The organism is Methylocella sp. CPCC 101449 (genome assembly GCF_031921685.1).
Classification (GTDB): domain Bacteria; phylum Pseudomonadota; class Alphaproteobacteria; order Rhizobiales; family Beijerinckiaceae; genus Terripilifer.
In genome coordinates this window covers 385,139-398,824 of the sequence record NZ_JAPDHU010000001.1, presented here as the reverse complement: position 1 = coordinate 398,824, position 13,686 = coordinate 385,139, and the positions used below count along the sequence as shown (strand labels likewise).

The window sequence follows — 13,686 nt, the reverse complement described above, 5'->3', positions numbered from 1 at the left end:
TGGCGGCTAGACCTAGCCGCCATCCGTCTTCGGCTTGTCGGAACCGACCGCTGGCGTGACCGTCGGGGCGGCATTGTCCTCGTCCATGCCCTTTTCGATCTTGCGCAGGATCTTCGGCATCTCTTCCGGCTCCGGGCCTAGATCGCGCGCATGATTCCATTGGAATTGCGCTTCGAGCCGGCGGCCGACCTTCCAATAGGCATCGCCCAGATGGTCGTTGATCACCGGATCGGACGGCTTCAGCTCGATGGCGCGTTCGAGTTCGCGCACCGCATCGTCATACTTGCCGAGGCGGTAGTAGGCCCAGCCGAGGCTGTCGACGATGTAGCCGTCGCGCGGCCGCAACTCGACGGCGCGCTTGAGCATGCGGAAGGCTTCGTCGAGATTGGTGCCCTGGTCGACCCAGGAATAGCCGAGATAGTTCAGCACCACCGGATTTTCCGGCACGGCTTCCAGCGCGCGCCGGAAATCGGCTTCCGCCTGCGGCCATTGCTTGGAACGTTCATAGCTCACGGCGCGATAGTAGTAGATCGTCCAGTCGCTCTTGCCGCGCTCGGCCGACGTATCGAGCGCGCGGGTGTAGGATTGCGCCGCTTCCGTATAGAGCTTGCGCGAGCGTTGCAGATTGGCCAGCGCGATCAACGCGTCGGGATCATTCGGCTGATCCTTGACGATGGCGTTGAGATGTTCGAGCGCTTCGTCCTTGCGGTCGAGCTTTTCGAGCACGAAGGCGATCTGCAGGTCGGCGCTGGAGCGCAGCGGCGAATTGGCCGGCATGCTCTCGAACACGTCGATGGCGCGCGCGTCCTGCTTGATGCGCTCATAGGCATCGCCCAGGCTGATGATGGCGAGCGCATGGTTCGGTTCGAGCCATAGCGCCAGGCGCAGATAGATGATGGCGGCGAGTTCGTCGCCGCCCTGGCCGCCACCGGCCGAGGCCAGTCCGTAGAGCACTTCGGCGGCGCCCTCGGTGGCGTTGGAAACGACGGAGTCGAGCGTCTTGCCGGCATTGATCTGTTGCATCGCCTGGGCGATCACCGGATGGCGCGGCAGTTGTTCGTCGAAGGCGCGATAGGCGCGCAGCGCCTCGTCCTTGCGGCCCTGTTTGGATTCGATGCGCGCATAGGCATCGACCAGACGCAAGGTGCCGTTCTCGACGTCATAGGCCGCTTTCATCCGGCGCGCCGCTTCCTGCGGCCGCTTGCCGACATCGGCGATCAGACCGGCGTGATAGTCGCGAAACAGCGACAGGCGGCGATCGGTGAGCTTGTCGGTGGTCTCGAGCGCACGGCCATATTCGCCGGCGCCCGCGAAGGCCCAGGCCGACAGGAGGATCGAGGTGATCTCGCCCTGGCGGAAGCCGCCGCCCTTGGCGAGATAAGTGCGCGCCGAGGCGAACTGCCGGGTTTTAATGGCGCGCACGCCGAGCGCCAGATTGGCGAGGCCGTTCTTGGGATCGATGCGCACCAGCCGTTCGGCCAAAGTCATCGCTTGCGGCATGTCGCCATTGGCGATCGAGGCGATGAAGGCGCGCTCGATCAGCGCCGGATTGCGCGGATCAAAGCGCAGCACTTCGCGGAAATAGGTCGCCGCCGCCAGCGTGTCCTTCTGCGAGGCGGCGGACAGGGCGGCCAGATAATTGCCGGCCGGACTCGCGCCGACTTCAAAGGGGGTCGCCACTGCCCGCGAGGGCCGCACATTGGCCGAACCGGCCGAGGCGAAGCAGAGGAGGGCCAAACCGGCCATGGCGGCGCGGCGAAGGGGGCGGCGGTGAGCGGACAGAGCTGTAAGGGGCACGCGCGTCTCTTGCTTGGTCAGGGGCGATGATTGCCGGCAAGGATCGAAAGCCGAGCAATTCCCGGAGAATCTTCCGCGAACATGGCCTTTTTAGGCAAAGGCGGCAAGGGCGGGGGAATGCGTGGGGCGGAAATCGGAGAGGCGTCGGAAAAGCGATTTCCCTTCGTCGGAAACCGCTCTAAAAGCCGGTCATCTTCCTATTTCAGGCCCCATTTCCAAAATGAACGACCCAGAAACCAAACCCGCCACGGTCAAAGCACGCCTGCCGCGCGGCCTCGCCGACCGGGCGCCGACGGATATCGCCGCCACCAACCGCATGATGGCAGCGATTCGCGAAATCTATGAATTGTACGGGTTCGAGGCCGTCGAGACGCCGTTCATCGAATATACCGAGGCGCTGGGCAAGTTTTTGCCCGATCTCGACCGGCCCAACGAAGGTGTTTTCTCGTTTCAGGACGATGACGATCAGTGGCTGAGCCTGCGTTATGACCTGACCGCGCCGCTGGCGCGCTATGTCGCTGAACATTTCGACCGGCTGCCGAAGCCCTATCGCAGCTATCGCGCCGGCTTCGTGTTCCGCAACGAGAAGCCGGGTCCGGGCCGTTTCCGCCAGTTCATGCAGTTCGACGCCGATACGGTGGGCTCCGCCTCCGTCGCGGCCGATGCGGAAATCTGCATGATGGCTGCCGATACGATCGAAAAGCTCGGCATCACGCGCGGCGATTACGTGATCAAGGTCAATAATCGCAAGGTGTTGGACGGCGTGCTCGAGGCTGCGGGTCTGGGTGCAAGTTCTGATGATAAAAGCCAGAATGCCCAAAAATTGATCGTGCTGCGCGCCATCGACAAGCTCGATCGTCTCGGCCCCGAGGGTGTGCGTCTGCTGCTCGGCGCCGGCCGCAAGGATGAGTCGGGCGACTTCACCAAGGGCGCGGAACTCGCCCCTGCGGCGATCCAGCGTATCCTCGATTTCACCGCCGCGCGCGCCAGCGACAATGCCGGCACCTTGGAACGGCTGCGCAAGACCGTCGGCGATTCCGCCCGGGGTCTCGAAGGCATCGCGGAACTCGCCACCATGGCCGATCTGTTCGGCACCGCCGGCTATGGCGATGGCCGTGTGGTGATCGATCCGGCCGTCGTGCGCGGCCTCGAATATTACACGGGCCCCGTCTACGAGGCGGAGCTGACCTTCGAGGTGAAGGATGAGAACGGCCGGCCGATGCGCTTCGGCTCGGTCGGCGGCGGTGGCCGCTATGACGGCCTGGTTGCGCGTTTCCGGGGCGAGCCGGTGCCGGCGACAGGCTTTTCCGTCGGCGTGTCGCGCCTGCTCGCAGCGCTGACGGCGATCCATTCGCCTATTGTCGCCGGCGAAGCGCAGCGCGGCCCCGTCGTCGTGCTGGTGCTCGATAAGGATCAGGTGGCGCGCTATCAGGGCTTCGTTTCAGCGCTGCGTGCCGAGGGCATCCGCGCCGAACTTTATCTTGGCTCCGCCGGCATGAATGCGCAGCTCAAATATGCCGACCGCCGCCGCAGTGTCTGCGCCATCATTCAAGGCTCGAACGAGCGCGAGAAGGGCGAGCTCATCGTCAAGGATCTGGTTCTTGGTGCGCAGGTCGCCAATGCCGCCAAGGATATGGACCGGGCCGAATATCTGGCGCTGAAGGAGCGGCAGCAGACGACGGTGGCGGAAGCCGACCTCGTGCGCGCCGTGCGCGAGACCCTGGCGCGGCATGCTTAGTAGTCGGTGAAAAGCCTTTGGTGTCATCCCCGACAGCCGCGCAGCGGCTGAGCGGGGATCCAGAGCAAGTGGTAGAATGCTGTAGAACGGTGATGCGCAGCAATCCGCGATTTACCGGTCGCTCTGGATTCCCGCTCGCGCTTCGCGCGTCGGGAATGACACGCAGAGTTTCTGAATGTCCCGCTAACGCTTGCGCCCGTCCAATGCGTCCTTGATCAGCGCCAATGTTTCCGGCGTTTGATCGAGCGCCGGACGCAGGCTCTTCAACACGTCATCGCCGATCAGCGGATCGACGGCGCGGCCGAGTTTGCCGGCTTCGCCGCGAAAGTCGGCATCGTCGAGCGCCCGGCGATAAGCGGTGCGTAACGCGTCCAACAGAGGCGCGGCGACGCCGGGCGGCGCGGCGGTGATCCGCGCCAGATCGGCCTGGGCTTGAACGAGCGCGACGATGTGGCGTCCGCGCGCCTCGCTGACGAGCGTGGCGAGCTGCGGCGCATCTTTTTCGCTGCCGCCGATTTGCGCGACGATGCGGGCGAGCCCATCACGCACGAAGGGCCCGTAAGCGGCGCGCGCTGCGACCGCGCCGGCGATGTCGCCGCGTCGCATCGCCTGTTGATCTTCAGTGCCCGTGAGGCCGGATTGCAAGCGGATCGGCAGATTGAGCGCGCTCGCCAGCAAATTGGTTTCCACATAGGACGCGCTGCCGACATGGGCGGTGCCGAAGGCGAGGGGCTGCGCCTGCGAGGTCAGCGCCTTCCAATCCATCACCTTCGATTGCGCCGAGAGCACCACGACGCGGGGATCGGACAGGGCATTGCCGATCCAGGAAAAGCGCAGGAGATCGAATTTCGCATCCGCGCGGCCGACGACCTGGTCATAGATCAGGCCGATGTTGAACGTGCCGATGGTGAGCCCGTCCGGCCGCGCGGCATAAAGCATATTGGCGCCGATGAGATGGCCGCCGCCGGGCACATTCTTCACCGCGACGGTCGCGCCGGGCAGAAATTTCTGCATCAGGCGTGCGACCAGGCGACCGTGAGCATCGTAACCACCGCCGGGGCCCGTGGCGACGATGTAGGTGAGGGTCTTGCCGCGAAAGGCCTCGGCCCCGTCCTGCGCCAGGGCGGGCGTGAGGAGGCTGGAAAATAGACAGGCGAGGAAAGCGAGAGGGCGCGCGCGGGTCATGCGCCATCTATACATATCTGGGCTTTGCGAAACAGAGCCTTGATCGTGTTTCGCGGGACGTCATTGCGAGCGCAGCGAAGCAATCCAGGGGCTAAGGATAGAATCATAAACGCCAAATGCCCGCATGCCGGCATTTCTTGACGTTCTACCGCTCGCTCCTGGATTGCTTTGTCGCTGCGCTCCTCGCAATGACGGTAGGCGTTTAGCGAAAAGCTTTATGCCCGCAGTGCCGTCAGCATCGCCTCGATGTAATCGGTGCCGCTGGCGATGACGAGCATGCGGGTGTAGGGCCGCAGATATTTCATCGATTCCGTCGTCGCCGCATCGCTGTCGTCTTTGCCCGGCACGATGAGGCCGACCAGCGATTTGTTGAACAAGGCGCAGGCATCGGCGATCACCGAGACGGCGCGTGCATCGGCACCCGTCGTGGTGATCACCACGACGAAATCGCTGTGCTCGACTTCCGCCACGAGATCCATCGTGCGGCCGGCGAGGTCCTTGAGCCAGGCCTTCAGATCGCCGCCGACGGCACCCGGATTGCCCTCACCCGTGAACGCCAGCGAGGTGAAGAAAGCCGCACCGTTCCAGGATTTCTGCGAAATCTCTTCGACGATGGCAGCGCTCGCCGGATCGAGGGCGATGACTTTCGCCGCCCTCTGTTTCGAGTTGGGATATTGCACGCGAAAACCGGCTTCGTGTGCAGTGGTCATCTTGGCCGATTCGCTTTGCATGGCACTCTCCACAACACTCAGACCGAAGTAGTCAGACCGAAGTCTGGCGCACGCCCTTCTTGGCCTTCAGAGCTTCCTTGGCGCCGTCCTTGTATTGAACGTCGCGCTTCAGCAGCAGCGCGGCCTGGCGCACCGTGTGATGCTCCGGATTGACGCCTGGCGGCTGAACACCCTTGTCGTTGAAGGCGCGGGCGGCGCGCAGCAGGCGGTGGCGGGCCATGATGATGCCGTTGTCGGTGCCAACAAGGTTTTCCTTGGTGCGATCGCAGATCGGCCCCATGCTTTCCTGCAAGGATGCATCCTGAATGCCGATGCCCTCGACACCGCTGAAGGTGCGGCCGGCCTTCTGGCCGGCGCGATCCATCAGATAGTCGTTGTCCTTGTTGGCGAGCGGACGATAGGTGCCGGGCACATATTTGACGTGCACGCCCTTGCCATCCTTCATCGCCGCCACTTCGCCGTCGGTGAGCGCGCGCGTCGGGTGATAGTCGTAAGACCAGGCCCAGCAGTTCTCGTCGTCGATCGGCACCCAGAAATGGCCGTGCATCGGGTGGTCGCCGCGCGGCGGCACGCCGGTGTAGTTGGGCATCACCCAAGGCGTGATGCGCCAGTAATACTGGTCGTCTTCGGCATTGCGGCGCGCGCCGATAAGGAGCCCGCCGTCGCTCTCCACCACTTCGAAGACCGGCGACAGATCCTGCATGTTGTATTTGTTGCCGCCGGCGCCCTTGAACAGCGGATCGTTGTGCAGGTCGCCGCGATGCAGGAAGGAGACGTGGCTGGAATCGATGCCGCCTTCCATCGCCTGCAGCCAGTTGCACTCCTGGATGCGCTTGGTCATGAACGTCTGGTTCAGCGGCACGGTGGAAAATTCGTACTGTGGCAGGGGCGGCTGCTGTTCCGGCGGGCCCATATAGGTCCACAACACGCCGCCCTGTTCGATCAGCGGATAGGACTTCAGCTTGATCTTCTTGGCATAGCCGGATTCTGTCGGCTCGGACGGCACCTCGGTGCATTGGCCGGTCACGTCGTATTTCCAGCCATGGTAAGGGCAGCGCAGGCCGCAATCCTCGTTGCGGCCGAACCACAGCGAGACGCCGCGATGGGCGCAGAACTCGTCGATCAGGCCGAGCTTGCCCTCGCTGTCGCGGAAGGCGAGCAGACGCTCGCCCAGAAGCTTGACCCGCACGGGCGGGCAATCGGGCTCCGGGAGCTCCTCGCTCAACAGGGCCGGCTGCCAGTAGCACCGGAAGAAATTGCCCATGGGCGTGCCGGGGCCGGTCTGGCAGAGATAGTCGTTTTGTTCTTTTTTCAGCACGTTAGCTTCCTCCGAACTGTTTCTTCTGGTTATCGCCGGCGATCCGCCTGCGCGCCCGGCCTCCCGTCATTCTAACCAATTTGTCGGTTGACCGGGATGCCGAGCCCTGTTAGAAAAATAATGTTCCCTTATGCGGAACAATGTTCCATTTTCATAAAGACCAATACCCCGCTGGGTCGATAAGGTCAATAACGAGAGAGGAAAGTCGGGAGCAATGGCGAGAGTCGATTTGTGCAAAACCTCCGAGGTCGACGAGGGTTCGGCGATCCGGATCGAGACCGGTGATTTGCTGGTGGCCGTGTTCAATCTCAACGGCGCTTTCTACGTGACGGACGATACCTGCACCCACGGGCCGGGCTCGCTCTCCGAAGGACCGATCGTCGGCGATACGGTCGAATGCGATTTTCACAACGGCGTCTTTAACATCAAGACCGGCGAAGTGGTCGAGCCGCCCTGCATGATCCCGATCAAGACCTATCCGACTGCTGTGGACGGCGACACGATCTATATCGAAGTCTGAACCTCGAAAGCTGGAGCAGCGATGGCACAGCGTATCAAGGTTCCCATCCTCATTCTCACCGGCTTCCTTGGCAGCGGCAAAACCAGCCTGCTGGCGCAATGGTTGCGGGCGCCGGAATTTGCAGGCGCTATGGTGATCGTCAACGAACTCGGCGAAGTCGGGCTCGACGATCGGCTGGTCGAGACATCGAGCGAAGCGCCTTTGCTGCTGGAGAACGGCTGCGCCTGCTGCGCGGCGAGCGAAGACCTCAACGCGACGCTTGAACGCCTGTTCTGGCAGCGTCTGCATCGCACCATTCCGCCGTTCTCCTGGGTGCTGATCGAAACCACCGGCATCGCCGATCCGCAGCCCATCATTGCGTCGCTGCAAGGTCATGCGCTGATCCATGAGCGCTACGAAGTGGCCGGCGTGATCACCACGTTCGATGCGCGCCGGGGTCCGTCGCAGTTGTTGCGCCATCCCGAATGCGAGAGCCAGCTCGCCCATGCCAGCGCCATCGTTCTCACCAAGGCCGATCTTGCGACGGCGCAGGAGATGGATCATGCTCGCGCCGCGATCCGCTCGGTGCGGCCGCAGGCTTCGGTCATGACGTCTGCGGCGGCTGCTTTGCCGGCGGCGGATATCGTCGCAGCCTTGCAAGAGGCCGTGCCCGAAGCGCATGTCTGCACGCCCGCCTGCCACGACGGGCATCACCACCACGATCATGATCACACCCACGATCATCACGATCACGCCCATCATTCGAGCGATGTGACGAGCGCCTTCGCGCCCTTGGTTGCACCGATCGCCTATGAGGCTTTGGCCGAAGCCCTGGATGCGGTTCTTATCCGCCATGAAGCGGCGCTCCTGCGCGTCAAAGGCACAGCGCGCAGCGCCGCTGACGGCGCCATCGAAATCATCCAGGCCATGCCGGGCGAAGCTCTGGCGCGTCTGCCCTTGGCGCGATTGTCCTTGGCGGCACGCAATGAGGAGCGCCCGGTGGGTATGACTTTTATTGCACAAGGCGTCTCGGCCAGCGCCATCGCCGCCGATTTTCTCAACCATCTCGGTCTGACCGCGACAGTGAGCGAAAATACGATTGGCAAAAATACGATTGGAGCGCATGCCCATGGCTGACGATCGCATTGCCGAAATGTCGCAATCGGAACCGTCGGCGAAAGGCGGTCGCCGCGAACCGCAAAGATTGTCCTCCGTCGCTATGTCGATGCGGCTGTTGAAGGCTTTTTCGGAAGGCGAATCCGAAATCGGCGTCACCGCTCTGTCGCGCAAGCTCGGCGTCGCCAAGAGCACGGTTTATCGGCTGGCCTCCACCCTCGTTGCCGAAGGCATGCTGGAACAAAACAGCGAGAATGAAAAATATCGCTTGGGGATAGCGCTTTTCGGCCTCGGCGCGCTGGTGCGCCAGCGCATGAATGTCTCGACCGAGGCGCGTCAGCACATCTTCGCCTTGCGTGAAGCCACCAACGAAACCGTCCATCTGGCCCTGCTCGATGGGTCAGAAGTTATCTATGTCTACGATTTGGAAAGCAGCCAGGCGATCCGCATGCGCGCCAATCTGGGCGAGCGCAAACCGGCCTTCTGCGCCTCGGAAGGGCGCGCCATGCTGGCTTTCGCGCCGGAAAACAAGGTCGAAGCCATCATCGCCGCCGGGCTCGTGCAGCGCACGCCACAAACCGATGTAGATCCGGATCATCTCAGTGCCGCGCTGGCGGAGATCCGGCGGATCGGCTATGCGGTCGAGGATGAACAATGCGAGCCGGGCATGCGCTCTCTGGCCGCGCCCGTCAGGGACGCTGAGAGCCGTGTCGTGGCGGCGGTGGGAATCGCCGGTCCGCGTCAACGCATGGACGACGAAGTGCTGGCGCGCTTTCTGCCGCTTCTGCTAGATACGGCGCACACGATCTCGTCGCGTCTGGGATACAAGGCCCCGGCGGCTTATTAAAAATATGGATACGGGGGGTACATGCCCAAGATTACGATCAGCAATGCCAATCTCGAATATATCTGCGAGGACGACACGCTGGCGCGTGCCGCGCTGCGTGAAGGGCTGGGTTTCCCCTATGAGTGCAATGTCGGCTCCTGCGGCAATTGCCGGTTTGAATTGCAGTCGGGCGAAGTGGTCCATCTGCGCGCCAATCCGCCGGGCCTGAACGAGCGCGATATTGCCCGCAACCGCTATCTCGGTTGCCAGGCGCAACCGAAAGGCGATTGCACCATCAAGGTCAATCTGCGCGATCATTACAAAAGCCAGCATCTGCCGCGCAAGACCGAGGCGGAACTTGCGGGGATCGACGATCTCACCCACGACATCAAGGAATTTCGCTTCAACCTGAAGAAGTCGAACCTGTTCCTGCCGGGCCAATATGCTTTGCTCTCGCTGCCGGGTGTCGAAGGCGCACGCGCCTATTCGATGAGCAACGTGACTAACCTGGGCGACGAATGGCATTTCCAGATCAAGCGCGTGCCGGGCGGCGAAGCGACGACCAGTCTGTTCGACAAGATCAAGCTCGGCGACACGATCACCATCGACGGTCCCTATGGCATGGCCTATCTGCGTGAAGATGCGCCACGCGACATTCTCTGCCTGGCGGGCGGTTCCGGCCTGTCGCCGATGATTTCCATCGCACGCGGCGCTGCTGCCAGCCCGGCCCTGCAGGGCCGCAACATCGAATTCATTTATGGCGGCCGCAGCCCGAAGGATATTTGCGGCGAGGGCATCCTCAGCACGCTTGAGGGCTATGGCTCGCGCATTCATTACCATCCGGCGATCTCGATGCCGGAAGGTGCGGAAGGTTGGACCGGCCATACCGGTTTCGTGCATGACATTGCCGAAATGCTCTTTGGCGCCAATCTGCCCAATTTCGAAGTTTATTTCGCCGGGCCGCCGGCCATGTCGCAGGCGGTGATGAAAATGCTCATCACGGCGAAAGTGCCTGTCGGTCAGCTCCATTTCGATCAGTTCTATTGATCGTCGTCCCAACACCGCAATAAGCAATCAGACGCCAGGGCTGCGGGCCGTGGCGCAGGGAGAACACCATGTCGAAACTAAAACTGACCCTGGGCTGCTGGAACTACGACCGCACCCGCGGCCTGCAAGACGGATCGGTGCAGCCCGATGGCATCGACATCAATTTCCTCGACATGCCAGTGGAGGAAACCTTCTTCCGGATGGCGCGCTATCGCGAGTTCGATGTCTCGGAAATGTCGCTGTCCTCCTACACGGTCTCCTGCCACCGTGATCCAAAACCCTTCATCGCCATTCCGGTGTTTCCGTCGCGTTTCTTCCGCCACTCGTCGATCTACATCAACGCCAAGTCCGGCATTCGCGAGCCGAAGGATCTGGTCGGCAAGCGCATCGGCGTGCCGGAATTTCAGATGACGGCGCCGGTCTGGATCCGCGGCATTCTCGCCGACCATTACGGCGTGCCGATGGACAGCGTCACCTATCACACCGGTGGCGAGGAAGAGCCGGGCCGCATCGAGAAGATCAAGCTCGACCTGCCGAAAAACATCAAGGTCACGCCGATCCCCGAGGACAAGACCTTGGCGCAGATGCTGCGCGACGGCGAGATCGATGCCTTCCACACGGCGCGCAAGCCCTCGACCTATGACGGCGTCAACGTCAAGCGCTTGTTCGAGGACTATCGGCCAGTCGAACTCGATTATTTCCGCAAGACCCGCATTTTCCCGATCATGCACACGGTCGCCATCCGTCGCGAGGTCTATGAGGCCAATCGCTGGATCGCCCAGTCGCTGTTCAAGGCGTTCGTCGAGTCACAGCGGCGCACCTATCACGACTTGCAGGAGACGGCGGCTCTGAAAGCCATGGTGCCGTGGCTGTCGCACGATATCGAGGAAGCGCGCCGCGAAATGGGCGAGGACTACTGGCCCTATGGCTTCGACAACAACTACAAGGTGCTCGAAACCTTCCTGCGCTATCACCACGAATGCGGGCTGTCGCCGCGTCTGTTGAAGCCGGAAGAGTTGTTCGCGCCGGAAACGCTCGAAGCGTTTAAGATTTAAAAATAAGGCCCGGTTCTCAGAACCGGGCCTTTTCCTATCAAGCAGCCTTGGGCGGCAGCGTTTCCAGTTCGGTCTTGTAGGCTTCGTCCATCTTCGGCGTCAGACCGTTCTTCGACAGCTCCTCAGCAAACATATCACGCACGATTGGTTGCTCGTCGGCGTAATCGATCTGGTCGCCACCGATGCGCCGGCTGATCCAGGCTTTCGGCACGCCCTGGCCGTTGCGGATCGACACCACCTCATGTTTGAAGGCGAGATAGCGCGCCGGCGTCGTGCCGGTGTTGAAATGCTGGTGGAACCACAGGTTCGGCGGCACGATCATCGTGCCGACTTCCCAATCGTAGCGGCGCGGCTCTTCGCCCTCCGGCCACATCAGCGAATAGCCTTCGCCCGACAGGATGATCACATGGGCACCCGGGCCATGGCAGTGGCCCTTCTTATAGGTGCCGATCGGGAACTGCGAGATATGGCTGTTCATCGATCCCTTGGCCATGTTGAAGCGGATATGGCCGCCGCCGGCGCCGCGCTCCTTGGCGGAAATCAGCGGCAGGTTCACCGCATCGGGCACGAAATTGGTTTCGAGCAACAGGCCCTTCTGTTCGCCTTTGGCACTGAAATAGTCGGGCTCGCCGGCGAAGCGGCTCTTGAAATCGTGCTTGGTGTTGAAGACGAAGTCGATGTCCTCATAGAGGTTGATTACCGGCGGCGCATTGGTGACCGAGACGAACCGCGCCGGCTCTTGGCCGGAGCCGTTGAAATGCTGATGCCAGGCATTGAGCGGAATGGCGAACAGCGCGCCGGCCTTCCATTCGAAGGTGATCTTTTGGCCGGCATCGTTCCACACGCTGGTCGAGCCGCGCCCGTCGAGCACCAGGATCATCTCTTCGAACAATTGCCGCTGCGGCTCAAGCTTCTTGCCCGGCGCGATCTCGCAGACATAGCAGTCGTTCGAGGTGCGCGAGGCCTCATGGTTGATGAAAATGCCTTTGCCGCCGCGCCGCGCCCAGGGCTTGAGTTCCACCGTGCGCAGATTGCGCACGTAGTGGGCGCCGATGATGTCGAGCCCCTCGTCGCGCACCCAGCGCAGATACGGCGTGTCCTTCTCGGTGGCGAATTTCTTCGCGAGATCGTCAGATACGACTGCGTCCTTGGCCATTTCCTACTCCATCCTTCTTGGTTGTGCCGTTAAACGGCATGTCTGCTGGGGTCATCAGCGATAGCGATGCATTTCTCCGGATCGATGCGCAGATAAAGCGGCGCGCCGTCGGGCGCACGCAGCGAGGGGTGCGAGCGCGATTGCAGCAGGGCGGTGCCGACACGCACTTGCACGTCAAGGAAATCGCCGAGAAACACCGTGGCATCGGCAGTGCCGGCAAGCCTGTTTCCATCCGCCGCGGCGAATGGCTGCTCCGACAGTTCGATATCTTCCGGGCGGATCGAGACCGAGGCCTTGGAACCGGCTTCCAGACCCGTTTCGCTCTTCACCAGAATGTCGCCGGCCGGCGTTTCGACCAGCCAGCGCTGGCTCGTCTGATCGAGACCCTTGACGCGCCCTTCGAGAAAATTGGTCGTGCCGATGAAATCGGCGACGAATTTCGTGCGCGGACGGTTGTAGATGTCGTGCGGCGAACCGATCTGGACGATCCGCCCCTCATTCATCACAGCGATCTCGTGCGACAGCGCCAACGCTTCGCCCTGGTCATGGGTGACATAGATGGTGGTCAGGCCATTGTCGCGCTGGATGCGCTTCAGTTCGAAGCGCATGCGGTCGCGCAGCTTGGCGTCGAGGTTGGACAGCGGCTCGTCGAGCAGCAGCAATTCCGGTTCCATGACCAGGGCGCGCGCCAGCGCCAGGCGCTGCTGCTGGCCGCCGGAGAGTTTGGTGGCATCGCGGTCCGCCAGATGATCGAGCGCCACCGCATGCAAAACGCCCATTACCTTGTCGCGGATCTTCTGTTTCGACGGGCGGTTGGAGCGCACCTCCAGCGGAAAGGCGGCATTGGCGAAGACGCTCATATGCGGCCAGATGGCATAGGACTGAAACACCATGCCGAAATTGCGTTTGTTGGGCGGAATGAAAATCTGGCCCTGCGAAGCGTAGACCAGTTTGCCGTTGACCTCGATCTCGCCGGAGGTCGGCCGCTCCAGGCCGGCGATGGAGCGCAAGGTCGTCGTCTTGCCGCAGCCGGAAGGGCCAAGGAGCGTGAAGAACTTGCCTTTCGGCACTTCGAAGGAAATGTCCTGCGCCGCGCGCACGGCAGGCCCCTGCGGGGTCTTATACTCCGTATTGAGCCGTCTGACGCTGAGCACCGTTTCCTCCTCGTCTGATTTTATGCGCCTGACAGGTGGTTCGTGCAAGCTGGCTGCCGGCGGC

General features: G+C 62.2%; 12 protein-coding genes. 6 read left to right on the top strand and 6 right to left on the bottom strand.

What is annotated here, in order from left to right; genetic code table 11:
* Positions 1-12: 12 nt before the first annotated feature.
* A complete protein-coding gene (locus OIM99_RS01820) occupies positions 13-1,797 on the bottom strand; it encodes a tetratricopeptide repeat protein (RefSeq protein WP_311848605.1) in 1,785 nt (594 codons plus the stop codon).
* 220 nt (positions 1,798-2,017) lie between these two features.
* Here OIM99_RS01820 and hisS point away from each other — a divergent pair, with 220 nt between their 5' ends.
* Positions 2,018-3,535: a histidine--tRNA ligase gene (gene hisS / locus OIM99_RS01815; RefSeq protein ID WP_311848604.1), complete on the top strand. Its 1,518-nt coding sequence runs from the start codon at positions 2,018-2,020 to the stop codon at positions 3,533-3,535.
* A 183-nt stretch (positions 3,536-3,718) separates the two neighbouring features.
* Here hisS and OIM99_RS01810 read toward each other — a convergent pair whose 3' ends face one another.
* The 3 genes from OIM99_RS01810 to OIM99_RS01800 all read right to left on the bottom strand — a co-directional run bounded on the left by OIM99_RS01810 (position 3,719) and on the right by OIM99_RS01800 (position 6,769).
* The gene (locus tag OIM99_RS01810) at positions 3,719-4,720 is read right to left on the bottom strand and encodes a tripartite tricarboxylate transporter substrate-binding protein (RefSeq protein ID WP_311848603.1); all 1,002 of its coding nucleotides are present in this window, start codon (positions 4,718-4,720) and stop codon (positions 3,719-3,721) included.
* A gap of 215 nt (positions 4,721-4,935) precedes the next feature.
* A complete protein-coding gene (locus OIM99_RS01805; protein WP_311848602.1) occupies positions 4,936-5,451 on the bottom strand; it encodes a hypothetical protein in 516 nt (171 codons plus the stop codon).
* 31 nt (positions 5,452-5,482) lie between these two features.
* Positions 5,483-6,769 carry an aromatic ring-hydroxylating dioxygenase subunit alpha gene (locus OIM99_RS01800; RefSeq protein ID WP_311848601.1) on the bottom strand — a complete coding sequence of 429 codons (1,287 nt, stop codon included), beginning with the start codon at positions 6,767-6,769 and terminating at the stop codon, positions 5,483-5,485.
* Positions 6,770-6,983: 214 nt separating this feature from the next.
* Between OIM99_RS01800 and OIM99_RS01795 the strand changes: the two genes are divergently transcribed.
* From OIM99_RS01795 to OIM99_RS01775, 5 genes are all read left to right on the top strand, one after another.
* A complete protein-coding gene (locus OIM99_RS01795) occupies positions 6,984-7,289 on the top strand; it encodes a non-heme iron oxygenase ferredoxin subunit (protein WP_311848600.1) in 306 nt (101 codons plus the stop codon).
* Between the two features lie 21 nt (positions 7,290-7,310).
* On the top strand, positions 7,311-8,405 hold the full coding sequence (locus OIM99_RS01790) for a GTP-binding protein (protein WP_311848599.1): 1,095 nt from the start codon (positions 7,311-7,313) through the stop codon (positions 8,403-8,405).
* Complete coding sequence (locus OIM99_RS01785; RefSeq protein WP_311848598.1) at positions 8,398-9,231, top strand: IclR family transcriptional regulator; 834 nt, start codon at positions 8,398-8,400, stop codon at positions 9,229-9,231. Before OIM99_RS01790 ends, OIM99_RS01785 begins: the two co-directional genes overlap by 8 nt.
* 21 nt (positions 9,232-9,252) lie before the next feature.
* Complete coding sequence (locus tag OIM99_RS01780; protein WP_311848597.1) at positions 9,253-10,257, top strand: FAD-binding oxidoreductase; 1,005 nt, start codon at positions 9,253-9,255, stop codon at positions 10,255-10,257.
* 68 nt (positions 10,258-10,325) lie between these two features.
* Entirely contained in the window at positions 10,326-11,312 is a 987-nt protein-coding gene (locus OIM99_RS01775; RefSeq protein WP_311848596.1) for an ABC transporter substrate-binding protein, read from the top strand.
* Positions 11,313-11,349: 37 nt separating this feature from the next.
* On the opposite strand, the gene OIM99_RS01770 is transcribed toward OIM99_RS01775, so the two are convergent.
* Together OIM99_RS01770 and OIM99_RS01765 are read right to left on the bottom strand one after the other, a co-directional pair.
* A complete protein-coding gene (locus OIM99_RS01770; RefSeq protein ID WP_311848595.1) occupies positions 11,350-12,468 on the bottom strand; it encodes a cupin domain-containing protein in 1,119 nt (372 codons plus the stop codon).
* A gap of 29 nt (positions 12,469-12,497) precedes the next feature.
* Positions 12,498-13,622 (bottom strand): ABC transporter ATP-binding protein, encoded by a 1,125-nt coding sequence (locus OIM99_RS01765; RefSeq protein WP_311848594.1) that lies wholly within the window; start codon positions 13,620-13,622, stop codon positions 12,498-12,500.
* Positions 13,623-13,686: the final 64 nt, after the last annotated feature.